The following is a 20,923-nucleotide window of genomic DNA, read 5'->3' on the forward strand; positions in this document are numbered from 1 at the left end:
GCTCCATGGATAACCACCCGAACAAGCGTTACCTGTTGGCCATCGACAATGGCACCCAGAGCGTGCGCGCGCTGCTCTTCGACCTGCAGGGCAATCTGCTGGGCAAAGGCAAGGTCGAGTTGCAGGCCTATTACTCGACGCAACCCGGCTGGGCCGAACAGGATCCGGAGTATTACTGGGCAAAACTGGGTGAAGCCTGCCAGCAGTTGTGGCAGCAAACCGGCATCGATCGTTCGCAGATTGCCGGTGTATCCCTGACTACCCAGCGCGGCACGGTGATCAACGTCGATGCCCAGGGCAAGCCGCTGCGCCCGGCGATCCTGTGGCTCGATCAACGCCAGGCCGAAGTCGAAGGCGGTATCAAGGGACCGTGGGGCTGGCTGTTCAAACTGGTCGGCGCGCAAGCCACGGTGGACTACTTTCGCGCCCAGGCCGAGGCCAACTGGATCGCCCGTCACCAGCCGGATGTGTGGGCGGCGACCGACAAGTTTTTGCTGCTCTCGGGGTTCCTCACCCACCGCCTGTGCGGGCGTTTTGTCGATTCCGTGGGGTGTTGCGTCGGCTACTTGCCCTTCGATTTCAAACGCCTGAAATGGGCCGCACCCGCCGACTGGAAATGGCAGGCGCTGGCGGTGCGTCCCGAGCAACTGCCGAGCCTGCACAAGCCCGGTGAAACCCTCGGCTACATCAGCGCCGAGGCCAGTCGCCATACGGGCATTCCCGAGGGGTTGCCGCTGATCGCCGCAGGTGCCGACAAGGCCTGCGAAGTCGTGGGTTCCGGTGTCGTCGACGCCGGCACCGTGTGCCTTTCCTACGGCACCACGGCGACGATCACCAGTACCCGGTCGCGCTACCTGGAAATCGTCCCGTTGATTCCGCCTTACCCGTCGGCGGTGCCGGATCAATACAACTGCGAGGTGATGATTTATCGCGGCTACTGGATGGTCAGCTGGTTCAAGAACGAGTTCGGCCTGCGCGAGATGCAACAGGCCAAAGCCCAGGGCGTAGAACCCGAGCAACTCTTCGATGCGCTGGTCGACGCCGTGCCGCCGGGCTCCATGGGCCTGATGCTGCAACCCTACTGGTCGCCGGGCATTCGCGAGCCGGGGGTGGAAGCCAAGGGCGCGATGATCGGCTTCGGTGACGTGCACACCCGCGCGCACATTTACCGGGCGATCCTCGAAGGCCTGGCGTATGCCTTGCGGCAGGGCCTGGAGAAGATCGAGAAACGTTCGAAGGTCTCCATCACGCGCTTGCGCGTCGCCGGTGGTGGCTCCCAGAGTGATGCCGCGATGCAACTCACGGCGAACATTTTCGGCCTGCCGGCCGAGCGTCCGCATGTCTACGAAGCGTCTGGCCTCGGTGCGGCCATTTGCTGCGCGGTAGGGCTGGGGCTGCATGCGGATTTCCCCGCGGCGACGGCTGCCATGACTCGGGTCGGAACGGTATTCATGCCGCAACCCGAGGCGCAGCAGATCTATGAGCGACTGTACACAGAGGTTTACCTGCGCATGTATCGACAGCTCAAGCCGTTGTACCAAAGCATCCGCAAAATTACCGGTTACCCGGCTTAGAAAAACACCCGGGAACCCTGTGGGAGCGAGCCTGCTCGCGAATGCGGAGTATCAGTCACATCATTTTTGACTGTGCCGCCGTCTTCGCGAGCAGGCTCGCTCCCACAGGGGCCAGTGGTGTTTTCATGCCATCTCATGTGGCGCTATCGGAGAACTTTTCTGGTGAGATCGGACAGTGTCAGGGGCAGGGTCGGTTGTTAGGCTCAACCCCCATGGCACATCCAATAAGAACCAGGCAATGAAACTGACATTCCTCCTGTTGCTGCTCTGTGCAACGGCCCCGACAGCCTGGGGCTGGTCCAACCATACGGTGGGCAGCTACCTGGCGTTGCAGGATCTGCCGGCCTTGCGCGATGCACCACAGGTCGAAGTCGAACCGCTGGAACAGTTTCTCTCGCAACAATACACGGCCGTGAGCGCGTTGCTCGACGAGCAGGAACGCTTCGCCCGCGAGCACTTCACCCACTACCCGCCACGCCCTGACAATTTGCGGCTGCCCGCAGTGCCCGGGGACAACTTGCGGCATGACTTCCTCACCGCGCTGCGGATCAATCCGCAGATTCACCTGGCGATGGTCATCCAGCCGCTGCCCGGCAAGGATCTGCCCGAGCGTGAACACCTCAAGGCCGAGCAGGTCATGGTGGAGCAGGCCCTGTCGCCGTGGAATCGCCAACGCTTCATCCGCGTGACCGACCACGAACAAGTCGCGCCCTTGGCCGTGTTGGCCAGCGCCGCCGATGAGCCTGATTACGGCCACGACATCAACCTGTTCAGCGACAACCCCGGCGGAGTTGGCGCGCTGTACGGCTTCGGCCCGCAGCCCTTTGGAGACGCACGGTTTCAGTACAGCTCCCAGGCGCCGTTCCATATGGGCTTCTTCCATGAGAGTCCGGTGGTGTACGCCGCTGCCGGATTTCTCGAACGCAGCTGGCCTGACTGGCGCGCCTACCAGTACATGGGCTTGGCGCGACTGGCCTTTGCCACGGGTCATTCTTACTGGGGCTATCGCTTTCTCGGCTGGGGCCTGCACCACATTCAGGACCTGACCCAGCCTTATCACGCCAAGCCATTGCCCGGCGTCGACCTTGCCAGTCTTCTTCTGCTGGAAGGCAAGGCACTGGCCGGTTTCGCTGCCGATAAACAGGCGTCCATCGAACGCGTTGCGACCCGGCACATGGAGGTGGAGAAGTATCAGTCGACCTGGCTGCGTCGTTTGCTGCGCGCCGGTCAGCCCCATCCGATGCTCGACGCTTATACCGATTCCGCCCGGGACGCCCATTACCCGCCGTACTCGGTGGACTACCTGCGCGAAGTGGTGAGTGCCGAGTCTGTCGACGAATCCGCAGCGTTCGATGAAGCCATCGGCCAGTGGCTGGACACAGCACCGATCACCAGCGATTTCAGCAGCGGCAATCAGCTGCAGCGCGAAGATTTCGACCATCCGGCACTCAACCGGCAGTTGTTCGAACTGCTGCGACATTTCGGTGCGCACAGCCGGATTTATGTCACTGCGGGATTGGCGCCCGAACCATCGCAGTAATGCACACAAAAACAATAAAACCAGGGAAAGGGGAACACATCATGAGCACTCGATTTCGCCTGTCTGGCGCAGCGCTACCCGGCGTCGGCCTGGCAGGGCTGCTGCAACTGTGCGCGGTCGACGGCGTGCAGGCCGGGGAGTTCAGTGCGCTGGACAATCAGGTCACCGGTTCATTCGACAGTACCTTGTCCTATGGTCGCCTGTGGCGGGTCCAGGGCCGGGACAAGACCAACGACGACGTCAACACCAACGACGGCAATCGCAACTTCGACACCGGGCTGGTTTCCGAGGTGTACAAGATCACTTCAGAGCTCGAGGCCAACTATCAGAACTACGGGATGTTCGTGCGCGGCACTGCGTTCTATGACACCCAGCTGATGGACAAGCGCAACGATTACTTGCGCAACAACAGCCCGTCGCAACCCAGTCAGAGTTTTCCGCAGGACGACCACTTCACTGACCAGACCCGCGATATCGCCGGCAGCCGGGTGGAGATGCTCGACGCCTACCTCTACGGCAACTGGGATGTAGCGCAGATGCCACTCACGGCACGTATAGGGCGCCAGGTGTTCAACTGGGGCGAGGGAATTTTCTACCGTGGCGGGATCAACACCACCAACCCGGTGGATGCGGCCAAGTACCGTCTGCCCGGGGCCGAAGTCAAGGAAGTACTGGTACCGGTGGAAGCGCTGAGCTTCAACATCGGCCTGACCGATAGCCTGACCATGGAAAGTTTTTACCAGACCAACTGGAAGGAAACCCGCATCGACCCGGTCGGCACGTTCTACTCGCAGACGGACCTGTTCGCCGACGGTGGCAACACCGCCTACAACAACTTCAGCGGTACCGCGCTGGACACCCCGGTGCCGGGGTTCGGCAACGTGATCGACCTGTACGGTGCACTGGGCAACAACCCGCTACTCAACCAGGCCTTGAGGACCACCGGCCTGTACGCCAGCGGGGTCACCCCCGCCTTTGGCAACACCGTCAAGGTGGCCTCGGTCGGCAAGGATTTCAACGCGCGCAATGACGGCCAGTTCGGTTTCGCTTTTCGCTACATCGCAGAAGCACTCAACAGCACCGAATTCGGCTTGTACATGGTCAACTACCACGCCAAGGAACCGACCATTTCCGCTGATCTGGGAGGGTACAAGGGCATCGACATGAATGCCCTGACCAACCTGTTGGCCGGTGTCGCCGGCAGTCAGGCGGGGCAACTGGCCAACGGCCTGGCGACCGTGGACGTGCTGGGCAACATTCAGGCGCATCGGCGCTACGCCGAAGACATCCGCATGTACGGCTTCAGTTTCAACACCACCCTGGGCCAGGCGTCGGTGTTCGGTGAAGTGGCTTATCGGCCGAACCTGCCCATCGGGGTCGCCGCCACCAACGACCTGATCGGCGACCTGGCCAACGGCGCTGCCGCAGCGGCGGCCGGCCAGACCATCAACATTGGCGGGCAGCAGGTCACGCTCGCCAGTCAGATCAATAACGCCCAGCGGGTGGAGGCGTTCAACACCTCCGTCGGCACCATTTACAACTTCGGTCCGAGCCTGTCGTTCGATTCGATGTTCGGCGTATTCGAGCTGGCGTCCGAACACTTGCGCGGCAGCAGCTTGCAATACACCGCTTTTGACGGCAGCACCCGCTACTTCGCTGGCACCGGTAACTTTTCCTATGTGTCCGGCGGCGAGCGCAGCGACCAGGTCAACCGCAACTCCTACAGCTACACCGCGATGCTCAACGGCACCTGGAACGACGTGTATGCCGGGGTCAACGTCTCGCCTTATGTCGTCTACAAGGAGGACTTCGAGGGCAACAGCTATCAGGCGGGCAACATCATCGAGGGGCGCAAGGCCTACACCCTGGGGATCAAGGCCAACTACCAGAACAAGCTGGAGGCCGAGCTGCAATACACCGAGTTCTATGGCGGCGGGCAGGACAACGGCCTGCGCGACCGCGACAACGTCGGCTTCAACCTCAAGTACTTCCTTTGATTACCCGGAACACAGATGCAGCCCCTGTGGGAGCGAGCCTGCTCGCGAAGGGGGCCGCACAGCCAATACAAATGCCGCCTGACATACCGCTTTCGCGAGCAGGCTCGCTCCCACAGGTGATCCGCTGTGTGTTGCAGGCCTGCTGCCTTTAATTCGGAGAACGATCATGTTTCACACATCAAGACTGACCAAGACCACACTGGCACTGTTCCTGAGCCTTGCCGCCGGCAGCGCGCTGGCCGCGGTCACGCCCCAACTGGCCGAGCAATTGAAAACCACGCTGACGCCGCTGGGTGCCGAGCGTGCCGGCAACGCCGCCGGGACCATTCCGGCCTGGAACGGCGGCATCACCCAGGCGCCGGCGGGCTACAAGCCTGGCCAGCATCACCTGGACCCCTATGCGGCGGACAAGCCGCTGTTCACCATCACCAAGGCCAACCTCGATCAGTACAAGGCCCACCTCAGCCCGGGTCAGATCGCACTGTTCAACAGCTACCCCGACACCTTCCAGATGCCGGTCTATCCCTCCCGTCGCTCAGGCTCGGCACCGCAGTGGCTGTATGACAACACCTTGAAAAATGCGACCTCGGCCAAGCTGCTCGATGGCGGCACCGGTTTTGCCGATGCCTATGGCGGTGTGCCGTTCCCGGTGCCCAAGGACGGGATCGAGGTGCTGTGGAACCACATCACCCGTTATCGCGGCATCTATGTGGTCCGGCGTGCCTCCGAAGCGCCGGTACAACGCAACGGCAGCTTCGCGCTGGTGACCTCGCAGCAGGAGGGGCTCTTCAACTATTACCGCCCGGGCGGGCAGTTCGCCGACCTGAAAAACATCCTGTTTTACTACCTGGCCTTCGTGAAGAGCCCGGCCCGGCTGGCTGGCGGCGCGGCGTTGGTGCACGAGACCCTGGACCAGCTCAAGGACCCGCGTCAGGCCTGGGTCTACGACGCGGGCCAACGCCGTGTGCGCCGGGCGCCGAACCTCGCGTATGACACCCCGATCGCTTCATCCGACGGCCTGCGCACGGCGGACGATACCGACCTGTTCAACGGCTCGCCAGACCGCTACGACTGGAAGCTCAAGGGCAAGCAAGAGGTCTACATTCCCTATAACAACTACAAGGTCGGCAGCCCTGAGGTGAAGTACGCGCAGTTGCTCACACCGGGCCACCTCAACCCGCAGTTCACCCGTTATGAGCTGCATCGGGTCTGGGTGGTCGAAGGCACGCTCAAGCCGGGCGCACGGCATATCTACTCCAAGCGCGTGCTGTTTCTGGACGAGGACAGTTGGGGCGCCGCACTGGTGGATCAATATGACGGGCGAGGGGAGTTGTGGCGGGTGTCGATGGCCTACCTGAAAAACTTCTACGACCTGCCCACCACCTGGAGTGCGCTGGACGTCTTCCATGACTTGCAGGCGCGTCGTTACTACGTGCAAAACCTGGACAACGAAGAGCCGGCCACCGTGGACTTCGCCCAACCGGTGCCGGAAGACGCGTACTTCATGCCGTCGGCGTTGCGCCAGCGTGGTACGCGGTGAGTGTTGTAAGCGGGGTAGCACAAAGCTTTTCAATGACTTGAAAAGAGGCAATCAGTCAGATCGCCTTCGCGAGCAGGCTCGCTCCCACAGGTTAATCACGTTACCTGTAGGAGCGAGCCTGCTCGCGATGGGATCGTTAACTCAGCACTGACTGAGCGTCAAACGCGGAAGTGGCTCACCAGCTGCTGCAATTGACCACCCAGCCGCGCCAGTTCAACGCTGGACCTGGCGGTCTCATCGCTGGCGACCGCGGTCTGTTCAGACACGTCGCGCACGTTGATGATGCTGCGGCTGATCTCTTCGGCCACGGCGCTTTGCTGTTCGGCAGCAGCGGCGATCTGCTGGTTCATCGACTGGATATTGGACACCGTGCGGGTGATGTTCTCCAGTGACTCGCCGGCCTTGCGGGTCAGGGCCACGCTGCTGTCGGTGAGGGTGCGGCTGTTGTTCATCACGGCCGACACTTGTTGCGTGCCGTTCTGCAGGCCGGCCACCAGGCCTTCGATTTCCTCGGTGGATTTCTGGGTGCGCTGGGCCAGGCCGCGGACCTCGTCGGCCACCACCGCAAAACCTCGACCGGCTTCCCCGGCGCGGGCCGCTTCGATGGCGGCGTTGAGCGCGAGCAAGTTGGTCTGTTCGGCCACGGCCTTGATCACATCCATGACGCTGCCGATCTTGTCGCTTTCCTGTTGCAGCACACTCATGGCTTCGGTGGAGCGCACCACTTCGCTGGCCAGGCGCTCGATCTGGGCGATGGCTTCGTTGACCACCTTGTCACCCTCACGGGCTTCGCCGTCCGCCGCAGCAGCGGCTTGGGAGGCTTCTTCGGCGTTGCGCGCGACTTCCTGCACGGTGGCGGTCATCTCGTGCATGGCGGTCGCGACCTGATCGGTCTCGACTTTCTGACTGTTGACCCCGGCGCTGGTCTGCTCGGTCACGGCCGACAACTCTTCGGCGGCGCTGGCGATTTGGGTCACGCCGTCGCGGATGCCGCTGATCAAGTCGCGCAGGGTCACGCCCATGCGTGCGATGCCTTGCTGCAACACGCCGAGTTCGTCGCGGCGGGTGACCAGCACGTTCTGGGTCAGGTCACCGCTGGCGATGCGGTCGACCACCGCCAGGGTTTCGCGCAATGGGCGGGTGATCTGGCGAGTGATGAGCACGGCGGCAATGACGCCCACCAGCAAGGCCAACAAGGTGCTGACCAGTTGCAAGGTGCGCGCCCGGGCGCTTTCGGCGTCACGACGGTCGAGCTGGATCTGATACAGCTGATCGCTCTGGGACACGATGGCGGCGCCCTGATCAGTCATTTCCTTGCGCGCTTGCACCGCGTCATTGCTGGCGGCCTTGTAGGCCTGCAAGGCGCTGCGGTAGTTGCCCAGCGCAGCTTCCAGCTGACGCAGGGCGTCTTGCCGGGTGTCGGCGAAATGCGCGTTCAGCGGTTTCAGGCTGGCGATGGCGGCATCCAGTTGGCCGACCGCTTTTTGCTCGGTCTCGGCATTGGTACTGGCGGTGTAGCCGCGCACTTCGTAGCGGGTCAGCAGAAACGCTTCCCTGGCAGCCGTAATGGCCTGGAATTGATCGAAGCGCTGGTCGCTCGGCGGCATTTGCTGCACGCGGGTATTGATGTCATTGATCAGCGTGTTGGCGGTTTCGGCGTTGGCACTCATGGCGTCGCGGGCGCTGTTGCCGGCGCGGTAGGCGTTGCGCATTTTGTCCAGGGACGTCCTGTAGGCGTCGATGACGGCGCCCTGTTCCCGGAGCAGCTTGAGGTTTTCCGGGCTCTTGAACTTCGCCAGCAGGGCCTGTTGCTGGGCCGAGAAGGCATCGAGAGTGGTCTGCACGCTCTGTGCGGCGGTTTCGTCGCCGTTGGTCAGCATGTATTGCAGGCGAACCACGCGCAGCTTGGTCAGGCCGGCGTTGAGCTGGGTGATGTCGCTCATCCAGTTGCTGCGGTCGATCAATCCGCCCAGGCTGGTCCAGCCGGTCAGGGCGAGGACGCAGGTCAGGGCCAGGACCAGGCCGAATCCAAGGCCCAGTTTCAGGTTCACGCTGATGTTGCCGAACCAGCTATTCATCAAATTCCTCCAGGAACGTAGTGTTTCTATTTCGTCGGTTGGCTGGAAGATTGTTTTTTTTGGGAGCCGCCAAGCTGTGTAAGCAGGATGTATCGGCAGCAATCCCGGGAGCTGAAAGGATTTTGTACGGAGAATTCTGTAACAAGGTTTTTGCAGCTTTTTAAGCTTTTTTTCACATGTCTTTCACCCGACGGCAACGCACGTTTCTTTAGCCTTTGCGGATCTAATGAGGTAGTCCGTGCCGGCGAGGCGGCTTGATGTGGAATTAAGACTGAGTCTTTTCGGGGTAAAACGCTCGATCGATCTGAATCGCTTCGCCCGTTATCGCAACGCTGCGGTGGTGTTGGCCTCGGCGCTGTTGGTCATCCCGCTGACCGTGTTTCTGCTGCGTCCCGCCACCGCGCCGGACCTGGCGCACGGCAACGTGGCCGGTGCACAGGCTTTGATGACGGGTTGGGCCAAGGGCGACGTGATCGTACTGGTGCGCCACGTCGAGCGCTGCGATCACTCCTCGGCGCCTTGCCTGATTGGCAACGATGGCATTACCGCGCGCGCTCGTAGTGTTGCCGAGAGCCTCGGGGCACAGTACAAGCATCTTGGCCTGGACAAGGCCGATATCTACAACAGCCCGATCCTGCGCACGGCACAGACTGCAAACTTCATGTTCAACAAAGTTGGCACGGGGGAAGACTGGCTGATCAGTTGCAAAGGCACCATGCTGCGAGACACGCTTGCGCATAAGGTGGCCGGGCGTAACCTGGTGCTGGTGACCCATAGCGAGTGCATGGAGCAACTGGAAAAAGACCTCGACTTGCCGCCTTCGACGCTGGGTTATGGCGCTTCGCTGTTTATTTCCGTCGAAACCCCGCAAACTCCGCGCATGCTTGGCTTCATCGATGCTTCTGACTGGAGCACGGTGAGCACTCATTGAGTCGTTCCCTCCTCTTTTTGAATCAGGATTCACAATGCTGACCGCTTCTCGCTACCGCTTTTACTGGGTGAATTTCGGTATTCCGCTGGCCTGCGCGGTCGCGGTGTTTCTGATGTTCGACATGACGAAAATCGACATCGCCTTCAACAATTACTTTTTTGATCCGGTGACGCAGACGTACCCATTGGACCAATCCCATCTGTTCGAAAAAATTACCCATAAATGGGCACGGATCATTCCGAACTGGACCGGTGAAATTGCGATTATCGGTGCCTTGCTGTCGTTTCTCTGGCCGCGTCTGAAGGCGGAAAAGCACTCGAAAATCATCGCTTTCCTGGAAAAAATCAAAGTCGCACCGGTGTTGCGCTTTGCCACCCGCCACCGTCGGGACTTTCTCTATGTGGTGTTCGCGTTCTCCATCAGCACCGGGGTCATTCACTACCTCAAGGGCCACACCAGCGTGTATTGCCCGATCGAGACCACCCAGTACGGCGGCAAAAAGGAGCACGTCGAGTGGTATGAAAACTTCGACCTGCTGAAAGTCGCCGGTGACGGTCGCTGCTGGCCGGGCGGACATGCGTCGGGTGGTTTCACCATGCTGGCGTTGTACTTCGTGGCTCGCCGTTATCGCTGGCGCTATTCCAAGGCGATCATGTACGGCTCGCTGACCCTCGGTTTCATCTACGGCACAACGCGGGTGCTGCAAGGCTGGCACTACATGTCCCATACCCTCTGGGCCGGGATCTTTGTGTGGCTGGCGTGCCTGCTGACGGCGCTGGCGTTTTACGGGCGAGCGAGGCTGGAACGGCCGGTGCTCTCCAAAGCGCAACAAGCACTATCGGCTGCCCAGACTCAGCCAGTGAATTGAGTCCGTTTTGAACAACAAAACCCGCAACCCGAAAGGGCTGCGGGTTTTTTGTTGCCTGAAGAAATGCCAGCGGGTCATGCCTCACTGCGCAACGAAGTAGTAGGCCTGACGCCCCACCATCATGGTCTTGAGCACCTTCAACGGTGCGGCAGGCTCAGTGTCGCCGGAGAGCACCGCGACATGATCGGGCGATGCGCCCAGAAATTCATGCAACTGCGCCTCGGTATCGAGCCCTTTGAGCAGGCTGCGGGTATAGAACACGCTGGCGCCGCCCAATCGCTCATTGGCCTGGTACAGGGCCACTTGTTGCCCATTGGCCTGCATCGACTGGATCTGCTCGGTCAGCGGCAGGAAGGACAACGTCCGGTCGGCATGGGGCATCGCCCATTGTGCTGCGGCGAAGTAACCGCAAATGACCACGGCCAGGGTGCCAACCGCCAGACCGTTACGATACCCGGCCACGCGACCGATCCAGGTCGGGGAACCTTCACGGGACTTCAGCCGCTCGAGCAGCACGCTCGCGTACTCGGCAGCGATCACCGCTGCTGCGGGCGTCAGCGACATCAGGTACACCGTACGTTTGCTCGACGCCAGCGTCAGCATCACGAATTGCGCCAGTAACCACAGGGTAAAGAGCAGCAAGTAACGATTGGCCACCAGTTTTTTACGGAAATGCCACAGGCCCAGGTACACCAGAATGTTCCAGGGCAGGAAGGCCTGGGGCAGTTTGACCAGGTAGTAATAGTACGGCTCGTGATGCCCCGCTTCGACGAACGAACCGCTGAAGCGACCGACGCTGTTGGTCAACAGCAACTCGGTCACGGCATGAACTCCGTCGCGCTGGTACAGCATCGCGAGCCAGATCATCAGCGGGACCAGCCCCAGCAGTGCCAGCAGGCCTGGCCGCAGCCAACTCGCGACATCCAGGCGCTTGTCCATCAGGCTGGTGGCCAGCAGATACGTGAAGATCACCACACCCGGCATGGCCAGGCCCAGCACGCCCTTGCTCAGGGTCGCGATGGCGATCCCCGCCACAAATAGCAATCCGTTGCCGATACTGGCTTGTCGTTGCCCTGCAAGGAATGCCAGCAGCGCTGCGCTCACCCCGAGGGCGAGCAACGCATCCTCACCGACACCACGCACGTTGCTCCAGTAGCTGGCCATGGTCGCCAGCAGAATCGCCGCCGTCCACGCGACACTGACGGGCCGGCCGAGCCGGCGCAGCATGGCGTACAGCAGCATCACACTGAACAGCCCGGCGAAAGCAGACGTCAGGCGAACGGCCCACGGAGTACCGCCAAAGGCGCGAATTGCCCCGGCACCGAGCCACAGGCTCAGGGGCGGTTTTTCCAGAAAGGGTTCGCTGAAAAGTCGCGGCGTCACCCAGTCATTATCCAGGTGCATTTCCATCGCAATTCCGGCGACCCGCGCTTCGGTGGAGCCTTGTAATTGGTGGTTGCCAAGGGCGAAGAAAAACAGCAGGCAACACAGTGCAAACAGCAGTGGGACAGGGCGTGACATGACGTCTGGCTACCGGAAAAGGAAGACCGATAAAGGCTGGAAAAAAAGTATACGGAACGCTTTCTTAACAAAGCATGAACAACTGCTGTGATCTATTAGGGGGATGGTCGACCTTTATTTCGCCAACCAGTCTGGCATTCGATGCCCGGTGAGTCCCTGATTGAATCGCACAAATCCCTCCTCGATATTTGCCAAGCGTTCGGTGCTCCGAAAGGTCGTGCCTGGCTCAGGCATTGCCTTCGCTCTCCTGCTGATCGCCGGTGGTTACTGGCTATTCACGCCGCCATCACCCTATGTTCCGCTGAGCGGCCTGGACCCCGCGTCGGTGTCCTTGATCGCCGTGGGCGATCAAGGCAGCGGTGACCTGCAACAGTGGCGAGTGGGGCAAGCCATGGAACGCGTCGCGGCCCGGGAGGGGCGCCTGGACATGGTGGTTTTCCTCGGCGACAACTTCTACGGCAAGCCATTGAGCGGTACTGGCGATTATCGTTGGGGAACCCGATTCGAGCGTGTCTATTGGGGGCACTGGCTCAGCCATGTGCCGTTCTACGCCGTGCTGGGTAACCACGACTATCCGCTGTCGCAAAAATACGAGATCGAGTACGGCCAACAGCACCGGGGGTCGGCTCGCTGGCAGATGCCGGCGAATTTCTACGTCAAGGATTTCGGTGACGTCGACGGGCGGCCATTGGTGCGGATGGTGTTCCTCGACACTTCGGCGCCACGTGAAAGTCTGCAGCAGCAAATCGACTTGATCGATCAGGCGTTCCAGGCGCCCGGACCGGCTCCGGTATGGCGAATAGCCGCGTCCCATCATCCGGTGCGCAATCAAGGCGAGCATGGCGAGGAGTCGGACCTGATCACCCGGCTGTTGCCAGTGTTGCAACGCAACCACGTCGATCTGCTTTTGTCGGGTCATGATCACAATCAGCAATTGCTGTTGCGTGCAGGTGAACCCGCATGGGTGATATCCGGAGCGGGTGGCCAGAAGCTGGATGTCCTGCAATCGCCTACGCCGAATAGCACCTTTACTGACTCGCGGGCTGGTTTTGCCAAACTCGACCTGAGTGCCACTCAGCTCAGGCTGGGGTATTACAACGACCGAGGTGATCTGGAATCCGGTTATCGCTGGGCCAGAGACTGCCAGTGGATGGCCAAAGGCTGTTTGCTGCCCGAGCAATCGCAAGCGGCGCAGTGATAGACGGTGGGGGCGAGATAAAACCAGGGGTGGCCGTCAGACAAAATCGCAGGCAAAAAAAAGCCCGCGGGAGGGCGGGCAAACCGTAGTTTCTTGAATGAGCCAGTGCACTGTACAGGCAGGAACGCAATGGTGGGGTGAAGAAAAATTCATCTCGACCAAAGCCCCGTACCAGAGCTTGCGACACCGCTACGGCAAGTGATCGGCGGCAAAGTCAGCTTCCGACCGCGCACGCAAACGGCCCTTGCGGCAGGCCTGCTGGAACTGCTCGAAATCGCGCTCGTTCTGCTCGGTATAACCCCGGGCATATTTGTAGAGCGCGTCGGCCAGTGCCTCGCTCTTGCCGATGTAGCCGCTGATCACCGCCGCGTGCCCGGAAGACTTGGCATGGGCACGAGCCAGGGCCCGACCGCAGAGCCGGCCGTAGGCCGCGAATGCTTCGCCATCGAAGGTTTCGAGTTCGGCGGAGATTTTCATATCGCGCAATTGCCGCACATAAAAATGCCGCCCGCTGGGACCGGTGGTCCAGCCGAGGAACAAGTCGCTGGCCGATTGCATCAGCCGTTGACCGTCGACCACCCGCTGCCCTTCATGCCGCACCCGCGACTTGGCCTTCACGTAACCGGCGAGCACCGAGCGCCGCGCTTCCTTGAATTGCAGGAACAACGGAAACTCCTGATCGTCGGTCAGCAGCGCCACCAGGCACCGGGTGCCGACACTGCCGACACCTACCACTTTGAACGCCATGTCCTGAACGTGAAAACGCGACACCAGATCACGGCGGTCCGCTTGCAGGGTGCCGCGATAGTCGCGCATGAAGGTGTCGTAGAGCGGACGCCAGTCCGAGAGGCGCAACCAGTCATCATCGGCGTCCAGCAGCGTAGTGTTCTTGTGCAGGTGGAAAATTTCCGGCAGGTCATCGCGAATGACCAGACGACCATGGGCATCGCGTTCGCTGATTTTTGGCAACAGTTCGGCATGGGTGCGGCGCTCGGCTTTTTCGATGGCGCGCTGCACATGTTCCAGGGTGCTCTTGTTGGCCTGCGCCAGCATGTCGTCATAGCTGATGGATTCGTACCAGGTTTCCAGCGCACTCTGTTCGGCGCATTCGAGCATGGTTTTCTGATAGGCGCCCACGACCTCATGGCAAACCGTGTCTTCAACCGTTTCGCCATGACGCAGATCGCGTGCCGCCACCAGGAAACTCGCCACCAGACGTTTCAAGTCCCACTCCCACGGACCGGGATGGGCTTCATCGAAGTCGTTGACGCTGAACAGCAGGTTGCGCTCAGGCGTTGCGAACCCGCCGAAATTCATCAGGTGGCTATCACCGCAGATCGGCGAAACCAGCCCCATGTTCGAGGTGCCTGCCAGGTCGTGGGCCTGCAACAGCGCATTGCCGCGATAGAAGGTGAAGGGTGACACCAGCATTCGGCCATAACGCAACTCCACCAGCGATCTGACGCGTCCTTCACTCGACGCCTTGATCAGCGGTATCGGGTCGCGGGCGACATTGCCCAGGGATGCCTGCGAACCGCGCGAGCACTTCTTGCGCGCATCCTTGCCTTGCTTCAAGCGGTCGGTGAGGGTGGTCATGAGGGCCTATTCGACAAGTGTTGTAGGGCGTTTGCGGATTGAGTGTAGAAGGGCTTTGGGGGTTCATACGAAGTGTTTGCCCAGCGACTAATCTGTCTGTCAGGCATCAACTCGATGCCGCCACCCGGAAACAAGGAGGCCCGTGTTTTCATTGCCAGTTTCACTGCTGCTGGCGTTCCTCATCGGCTGGGTGTCTCAGCGCATGGGCATGTGCCTGGTCAATGCCATGGGGCTGCTGCTCAAACGCCGACCGACCCTGTTCGTGTCGCTGGTCAGTTGCGGTTTGTTCGGTCTGTTGCTCGCGCCGGTCTATGCCTTGTCTGGTGTCAGCCAGCCGCTGTTCATCCCCGAGGTTGGCTATCTGTCACTGGTCGGTGGCGGAGTGCTGTTCGGCCTTGCCTCGGTGCTCAACGACGGATGTAGCGTCGGCACTCTCACCAAACTCGCCAGCGGCAATCTAAACAAGGCCTTCACCATCCTCGGCTGGGTGCTGGGGATCGTGCTGTGGCATCACCTGAACATGCTGACCGAACAGCGGGCACTGCAAATGCCGATGATCACTGGTCGTCATTACTGGCTGGTCATTGGCATCGTGCTGCTGATTCTGCTGTTCCTGATCCGGATTCACGGTGACAAACAACTGGTGCTGTCGAGCCTGCTGCTGGGCGCCCTGACCGGTGCCCTCTACACCTTCGAACCGCTGTGGACGCCCAGCGTGTTCTTCTACGATCTCTCGCAAATGTTCCGGGGCCCGGGCGATACCTCATTGACTACCCAGCGTGTGGCGGTGTTCGCCATGCTGATGTTTGGCATGCTCTGTTACACATTGCATCGCCGCACGTTCAACTATCAGCGGTTCGCAGGGATGACCGCGGGCAGGCACCTGCTCGCGGGGGTGTTGATGGGGACCGGCGCATCGATGATGCTGGGTGGCAATGACTCGCAGATTCTATTGGTGTTTCCGACTCTGACCTGGGTGGGAGTGGTGCCGTTGGCGTCGATTGTGTTGGGGATATTGGTGGGGGTTGGGGTAAGGCGAGTGACTAAGGCATATTCGCAATAATGTTCCGTATACGATACATTTAATAATAAATGTCACGGTAAATGAACATGGAATATGCCCTGCTGATATCTCGACTCGGTAGCCAAATACGTGAAACGCGTATCAGGCGCGGTCTGACGCAAGCTCGACTCGCTGAGCTCGCCGGTTTGACGCGGCAGAAAGTCATTGCTGTCGAGAAGGGGGCCGATACTGTTGCCATGAACGCTTATGCAAGAGTCTTGAGTGCTTTGGACTGCGAACTCACCGTTGTACCGGCGACTATGCCGACACTTGAAGAGCTCGGGGAGTTGTTCGAATGAAAATGACCTCCCTCAAAGTCAGTACCCCAGAGGGTCATAGCGGTCGAATCCTCACCAGTGGCGATGATTATATTTTCCGCTATCAAGAAGACGCATTGCCCAACACAGCCATCAGTTTGTCGATGCCAGTGCGGGCTGACGAGTTTCGTCGGCGGGATCTGCATCCTGTATTCCAGATGAATCTTCCCGAAGGCTATATGTTGGAGCAATTGCGTAATCGCCTGGCGAAAACCGTAAACGTCGACCCAATGTTGTTGCTTGCTCTATCTGGCAGCAGTTCGCCTATTGGCAGAATTCAGGTGCATTCCGAAACCGTTGATGCATTGCTGGGTGAGCAGCAGTTTCCGGGAGAAAAACTCGAAGAAATTCTCACATGGGATGGAGCGGAAGATATCTTCGCCGACCTTCTTGATCGCTATATTTTGAGGGCAGGCATATCGGGCGTTCAGCCAAAGGTGTTGGTGCCGGAGCAGCAGGATTTCGAGTTGCGACGAGCCACCTCGAAAACCTCGGACTTGATCATAAAGAGTGGCAGGGATGAGTTTCCAGGACTGGCCATCAATGAGTTCCTTTGCATGTCCATTGCCAAGGAGGCGGGCATTTCGGTCCCGCAGTTTTACCTCTCCAACAATGCAAAGCTGTTTGTCATGCGTCGCTTTGATCGGGACGATCAGCTTAATCCTATCGGCTTCGAGGACATGGCGGCACTGATGGGGCTCTCGGCCGATCAGAAGTACAGCAAAAGCTATGCAGCCATTGCCAAAGCGATTCGATTGTTTTGTCCGGCAAGCAACCAGCGGGTTTCGCTTGATCAACTTTTTGATTGTGTAGCGCTTAGCTGCATTGTTGGGAACGGCGATGCTCACTTGAAGAACTTTGGCTTGCTGTATTCTGAACCAACCCAGCGTGACGCCCGTCTCGCACCGGCTTATGACATCGTCAATACAACAGCCTACATCCCCGAGGATGTACTGGCTCTGGATCTGGTGGGTAACAAGTCTTTGTTTGCTTCCCGTCAGGGGTTGTTGGAGTTTGCGCTGACGTGTGAGATCGAGCGTCCCAAGGACCGAATTCAGCGTTTACTGACAGCTGTCGAGGAGGTGCTTGAACGCTACTCACCGTTTCGGGAACAGGCACCTAATGTGGTGCGGGCAATACAACACGCGGCAGCACCTTTCGCTCTGACGTTTGGTTAGTTTCAATGCCATAGGTAGGTGATGAAAAAGGACGGCCTCAATGAGATCGTCCTTTTTCCAGAATCAAACCTGCATCTGCAATCGCCGTCCAACCACATCCAGCAAGTCACAACCGTCGTGCATGGAAGTGACCAACACCTGCGGCAGTTCGCTATAAAACTCCTCGTCCGTCGCGAAACTCTCCTGCAATTACGTCGCGGTTCGGATGCGATAGGTACATCCAGTGGTGCTTCGGTGTCGATCAGCTGTGATGCGATGGCGCCGTCGATGGGGGCATCGGCTTGTATCGACCCATCTCAGGCCTCCACTTCGTCGAGCGGTGCGATGTTGTCCAGTGCCCGATTCACCAGCAATTGCGCCAACACAGCCAACTGCTGGATTGCCAGGGCGATGTTGCGACGCGAACTTTCAAGATCACAGGCAAGGTCGGTGCTCATGACGTTGAGCGAGGCGAGGGTTTCGCTGGCGTGGGTGAGCAGGGAGGGCGTGTCGATGTCGGGGCGCAGGGTGAAGACGTGGCTGACGGGGTCGAGGTGAGTGGGGTTGCGGAGGCGGGCGCTGATGGTGGGTTCGGTGGTTTTGGAGAGGTTGGATAAGTCGGGTGTTTCGGTTGTTGAATCTGGCGGATTCGGGCTGTGCTTTTTCATGATGGAGTTCCTGGTTTGTTCAAAGGAGCCGCCGCTCCCCTGCTGTCAAACAAGGTAGGGTGGCAGCTGTACGCAGGTTGACAGACCGGAAACACAGGAAACCGGTGCATCCGAAGATGCCCCACGCACAGCCGCCATGAAAATTGCACGCGCGAAAGCATGCCGTTTTATTCGGAGGAGTGGAAGGTTCCGGTTTCAGCCTGTCAAAGCCGATCGCTGATGTGCAGCGACCCCTGAAGGCTATCGTCGAGAAGAAGCGTCCGCCAGTTCATGAAAGGCGATGCGTTTTGCAGGAAATGTCCTAGGCCGCGGTGAAGTCACTGCGCCGATCACAAGTCACTCGATCTCACTGTGTGCTTGAAGTGATGCTCCCAAAGCCTGACCCCCAACCCACCGGTCCGGTCCAGTGACGAACCCACCGTCAAATCCGTAATCAACGTCGGCTGCAAACCCGCATCAAACAACGCAAACCCCGCCGCCAGGCAGCAGGTTTCGGTCTGCAGGCCGCACACCAGCACGCGCTCGACGTTCAGGCTTTTCAGGTAGTCGATGGTTTGCGCTGTGGGCGCGTAGCCGTGCTTGATGAAAATACGGTCGGCGGGTATCAGGCTGTCATCGTCCGGCGCGGGGTGCCAGCCGAGCTGTTTTGCGAAAGGGGTGATGGACTCGTCATGACGCTCGACCGTGGCGGCACTGGGCAGGGTGCCGATGAGTGCCTGGATACCGTCGACCAGCCATTGCGGCGGGGCGAAGCTGGGTTGAACGTCGATGATCAGAAGTGCTTGGCGCATGAGCTTCCCGGGGGCGATGGCCGTGAGATGGGCGACTGTGGGTGCAGCATAGTCTGGAGGGGTTCACTGGCTTCTTCGCGGGCAGGCCGGTTGCAAAGCCTGGTCGTTAGCAATGCCCATATTGCAATCATGCACATAACAGCCCTTGCGAGACAGCCGATGCGACCCTATCGTCAGATTTCACGTACCACAACAGGTTTTCGTGAGTCGTGAGCGTACGATGTAATGCACGTTTTCGCTGGGTTCTTCGGTGAGTGAACGAAGCGATTGAGCGGTATGGAACTGGAGAAAAATCATGATTTGCAAGCACTACTTGAAAGCCTTGGCAATGCTGCTTGTCGCCGCTGGCGTGCAGTGGGTGACGCTACCCGCGTACGCGACCGAGCAGGGGCAGCAACGACGTGAAGCCCGCGATACCAGGCAGGAAGGACGCTCCACCGCCCGGCAAACCAAGGATCAATGCAGAAAGGGCAATGACAAGAGCAATGTCGAATGCCGCCAGGACAAGCGCAGTACCAAGCAGGATACCCGTCGTACAGCGCGGGACATCAAGTACTGATTGTTAGCGTGAGTCATGTTTCAGACTGTTGCAGGGCTTGAGATACAGTCAGAAACAACAAAGCCCGCACTGGGCGGGCTTCGTCGGTGTCTCAATTGGTGGAGCCGGGGGGATTTGAACCCCCGTCCGCCAGTACTCCGCTGTCGGTACTACATGCGTAGCCGTGTCTATTAAGTTAACCCTTAGCGACCCGACGGGCAGGGTGCTTTGGGCGAGTTGTGTAAGTTTTAGCCGCTTCGTCCACAACGTACTGCACGGCGATTCTGTTCTATATGACAATCACTTTGGGTTTACAGACATCCCCTGGTGATTGCTGGACCCGAAGGTACCAGAAGCTCAGGGCTAAGGCTGCTTACGCAGCGAGAGCGAATTCCTGGCCGTAGTTTTCGTCATTGGCAACTATAAGTAGTTGCAACAGTGGATTTACGAGTTCTGTTACCAACTCGGCATGCACCTAAAGTTTCGCAACCGGCGTCGAATCCTAAACGGCCCCGAGCCTGATGCTCTGTGAATCAAGTGAGCAGCAGGCATATGTAGTGTACGTCATCGCGCCCCGGAAGGCCAACCCGAAGGTTGGTCACCACACATCATGGGGTGGGCTCGTTGCTCTGTTTGTCAGCGAGTGCCAAGGCCTGGGTGGCCTCGGTGACGCATTTTCTGTCGTCGCCGGAAGCTTGTGAGGCTTCGGCGCTGGACATCAGTCTTTTGATCTCCATTGTGGTGTTTCCGGAGGTCGCCGGCAGCGCATTCACTTTGCCCTTGAGCTCTTGCAGCTTGCTCGTGCAAAGGTTGTTGTCTGCAGCAAATACGGGAGAGGCCAGCAGTGCAGCAGTAATGAACAGGCCAGCGAGAGCGGTACGTTTCATGGGTATCTCCTGGAGTGGGCAGGCTCGGTGCTGACGTATGAGCGGGCGGCCAGGCCGAGCCCGAAAAACAGCCACGATCGATGGGGTCTATCTAAAAGACTGCGACGCAACGCAATAATTCGGTTTTTTCAGACTACGTGCCGGGCTTTTTCCAGCGATGCGCACGGTCACATATTTCCAGACCCCGGATGCAACAAAACCCGCTACTGGCGGGTTTGGGTTTGCTTCGTATCGGACACAGTCGTTGTTGATGTACGTCAACAACACCGAGAAGGCCAGCCCGAAGGCTGGCCCTGAAGCTGGGAGTTACTTCCCGCCTTTGCTCGCGTTCTTGAGGTCCTGGATGGTCTGGTTGGTCTCGGCGACGCAATCATCCATACCTTGTTTGTTGCCTTTTGCATGGTCGGCTTTGGCTTTCTCGACAGAGTCCGCTACTTGTTGAGCCATTTCGGGAGGAATCTGTGCCTTTGCGTTTTCGATGGTTTTCAGATTGACCGCGCACAGGTCTTTTTCGGCGGCAAACGAGGGGGAGGCCAGCATTGAGGCAGTTACGAACAGGCCAAACAGTACAGAACGTTTCATGAGTATCTCCTTGAACTGAGTGGCCAGGCATCGCTGACCACCAGGACGGGCTGCCGAGTTTAGGAAAGGTCCCACGT

The 20,923-nt window shown here is 59.4% G+C and carries 18 protein-coding genes, 1 other RNA gene and 2 pseudogenes; 11 read left to right on the plus strand and 10 right to left on the minus strand.

What is annotated here, in order from left to right:
* Window positions 1-5: 5 nt before the first annotated feature.
* The 4 genes from ACEN8E_RS03015 to ACEN8E_RS03030 all read left to right on the plus strand — a co-directional run bounded on the left by ACEN8E_RS03015 (window position 6) and on the right by ACEN8E_RS03030 (window position 6,651).
* Window positions 6-1,574: an FGGY-family carbohydrate kinase gene (locus tag ACEN8E_RS03015; RefSeq protein WP_495591379.1), complete on the plus strand. Its 1,569-nt coding sequence runs from the start codon at window positions 6-8 to the stop codon at window positions 1,572-1,574.
* Between the two features lie 238 nt (window positions 1,575-1,812).
* Window positions 1,813-3,114: a phospholipase gene (locus ACEN8E_RS03020; RefSeq protein WP_495591380.1), complete on the plus strand. Its 1,302-nt coding sequence runs from the start codon at window positions 1,813-1,815 to the stop codon at window positions 3,112-3,114.
* Between the two features lie 41 nt (window positions 3,115-3,155).
* On the plus strand, window positions 3,156-5,111 hold the full coding sequence (locus ACEN8E_RS03025; protein WP_495591381.1) for a DUF1302 domain-containing protein: 1,956 nt from the start codon (window positions 3,156-3,158) through the stop codon (window positions 5,109-5,111).
* A 166-nt stretch (window positions 5,112-5,277) separates the two neighbouring features.
* Entirely contained in the window at window positions 5,278-6,651 is a 1,374-nt protein-coding gene (locus ACEN8E_RS03030; protein WP_495591382.1) for a DUF1329 domain-containing protein, read from the plus strand.
* A 158-nt stretch (window positions 6,652-6,809) separates the two neighbouring features.
* Here ACEN8E_RS03030 and ACEN8E_RS03035 read toward each other — a convergent pair whose 3' ends face one another.
* A complete protein-coding gene (locus ACEN8E_RS03035; RefSeq protein ID WP_429368183.1) occupies window positions 6,810-7,673 on the minus strand; it encodes a methyl-accepting chemotaxis protein in 864 nt (287 codons plus the stop codon).
* A pseudogene (locus tag ACEN8E_RS03040) lies at window positions 7,668-8,729 on the minus strand (methyl-accepting chemotaxis protein); the annotation flags it as partial. The gene ACEN8E_RS03035 and the pseudogene ACEN8E_RS03040, both read right to left, overlap by 6 nt.
* Before the next feature lie 259 nt (window positions 8,730-8,988).
* On the opposite strand from ACEN8E_RS03040, the gene pmrG reads away from it, so the two are divergent.
* Both pmrG and ACEN8E_RS03050 read left to right on the plus strand, forming a co-directional pair.
* Window positions 8,989-9,660 (plus strand): lipopolysaccharide core heptose(II)-phosphate phosphatase PmrG, encoded by a 672-nt coding sequence (gene pmrG, locus ACEN8E_RS03045; RefSeq protein ID WP_495591383.1) that lies wholly within the window; start codon window positions 8,989-8,991, stop codon window positions 9,658-9,660.
* Window positions 9,661-9,694: 34 nt separating this feature from the next.
* Window positions 9,695-10,528 (plus strand): phosphatase PAP2 family protein, encoded by an 834-nt coding sequence (locus ACEN8E_RS03050; RefSeq protein WP_495591384.1) that lies wholly within the window; start codon window positions 9,695-9,697, stop codon window positions 10,526-10,528.
* Between the two features lie 81 nt (window positions 10,529-10,609).
* Here the strand turns inward: ACEN8E_RS03050 and ACEN8E_RS03055 are convergent, their stop codons facing one another.
* Window positions 10,610-12,049, minus strand: a complete 1,440-nt coding sequence (locus ACEN8E_RS03055) for an ArnT family glycosyltransferase (RefSeq protein ID WP_495591385.1) — start codon at window positions 12,047-12,049, stop codon at window positions 10,610-10,612.
* A 217-nt stretch (window positions 12,050-12,266) separates the two neighbouring features.
* On the opposite strand from ACEN8E_RS03055, the gene ACEN8E_RS03060 reads away from it, so the two are divergent.
* Complete coding sequence (locus tag ACEN8E_RS03060) at window positions 12,267-13,247, plus strand: metallophosphoesterase (protein WP_495591386.1); 981 nt, start codon at window positions 12,267-12,269, stop codon at window positions 13,245-13,247.
* Window positions 13,248-13,436: 189 nt separating this feature from the next.
* Here the strand turns inward: ACEN8E_RS03060 and ACEN8E_RS03065 are convergent, their stop codons facing one another.
* Window positions 13,437-14,843 (minus strand): DUF2252 domain-containing protein, encoded by a 1,407-nt coding sequence (locus ACEN8E_RS03065; RefSeq protein WP_495591387.1) that lies wholly within the window; start codon window positions 14,841-14,843, stop codon window positions 13,437-13,439.
* Window positions 14,844-14,985: 142 nt separating this feature from the next.
* Between ACEN8E_RS03065 and ACEN8E_RS03070 the strand changes: the two genes are divergently transcribed.
* Genes ACEN8E_RS03070 through ACEN8E_RS03080 form a run of 3 tightly spaced genes read left to right on the plus strand, consistent with a single transcriptional unit; the run spans window position 14,986 to window position 17,401 of the window.
* Window positions 14,986-15,906 (plus strand): YeeE/YedE thiosulfate transporter family protein, encoded by a 921-nt coding sequence (locus ACEN8E_RS03070; protein WP_495591388.1) that lies wholly within the window; start codon window positions 14,986-14,988, stop codon window positions 15,904-15,906.
* Between the two features lie 47 nt (window positions 15,907-15,953).
* The gene (locus ACEN8E_RS03075; RefSeq protein WP_495591389.1) at window positions 15,954-16,205 is read left to right on the plus strand and encodes a helix-turn-helix domain-containing protein; all 252 of its coding nucleotides are present in this window, start codon (window positions 15,954-15,956) and stop codon (window positions 16,203-16,205) included.
* Window positions 16,202-17,401, plus strand: coding sequence for a type II toxin-antitoxin system HipA family toxin (locus tag ACEN8E_RS03080; protein WP_495591390.1), 1,200 nt, complete (start codon window positions 16,202-16,204; stop codon window positions 17,399-17,401). Before ACEN8E_RS03075 ends, ACEN8E_RS03080 begins: the two co-directional genes overlap by 4 nt.
* Before the next feature lie 63 nt (window positions 17,402-17,464).
* Here the strand turns inward: ACEN8E_RS03080 and ACEN8E_RS03085 are convergent.
* From ACEN8E_RS03085 to ACEN8E_RS03095, 3 genes and pseudogenes are all read right to left on the minus strand, one after another.
* Window positions 17,465-17,696 (minus strand): annotated as a pseudogene (locus ACEN8E_RS03085) (hypothetical protein).
* A gap of 1 nt (window position 17,697) precedes the next feature.
* On the minus strand, window positions 17,698-18,048 hold the full coding sequence (locus tag ACEN8E_RS03090; RefSeq protein ID WP_495591391.1) for a DUF6124 family protein: 351 nt from the start codon (window positions 18,046-18,048) through the stop codon (window positions 17,698-17,700).
* Window positions 18,049-18,377: 329 nt separating this feature from the next.
* Window positions 18,378-18,839, minus strand: a complete 462-nt coding sequence (locus ACEN8E_RS03095) for a cysteine hydrolase family protein (protein WP_495591392.1) — start codon at window positions 18,837-18,839, stop codon at window positions 18,378-18,380.
* A 295-nt stretch (window positions 18,840-19,134) separates the two neighbouring features.
* Between ACEN8E_RS03095 and ACEN8E_RS03100 the strand changes: the two genes are divergently transcribed.
* Entirely contained in the window at window positions 19,135-19,398 is a 264-nt protein-coding gene (locus tag ACEN8E_RS03100; protein ID WP_495591393.1) for a hypothetical protein, read from the plus strand.
* 96 nt (window positions 19,399-19,494) lie between these two features.
* Here the strand turns inward: ACEN8E_RS03100 and ssrA are convergent.
* The 3 genes from ssrA to ACEN8E_RS03115 all read right to left on the minus strand — a co-directional run bounded on the left by ssrA (window position 19,495) and on the right by ACEN8E_RS03115 (window position 20,846).
* Window positions 19,495-19,891: a transfer-messenger RNA gene (gene ssrA / locus ACEN8E_RS03105) on the minus strand.
* Between the two features lie 94 nt (window positions 19,892-19,985).
* Window positions 19,986-20,264, minus strand: coding sequence for a PA2433 domain-containing protein (locus ACEN8E_RS03110; RefSeq protein WP_495591394.1), 279 nt, complete (start codon window positions 20,262-20,264; stop codon window positions 19,986-19,988).
* A gap of 306 nt (window positions 20,265-20,570) precedes the next feature.
* Entirely contained in the window at window positions 20,571-20,846 is a 276-nt protein-coding gene (locus ACEN8E_RS03115) for a PA2433 domain-containing protein (protein ID WP_495591395.1), read from the minus strand.
* Window positions 20,847-20,923: the final 77 nt, after the last annotated feature.

Source organism: Pseudomonas sp. Pseusp9 (assembly GCF_059491265.1).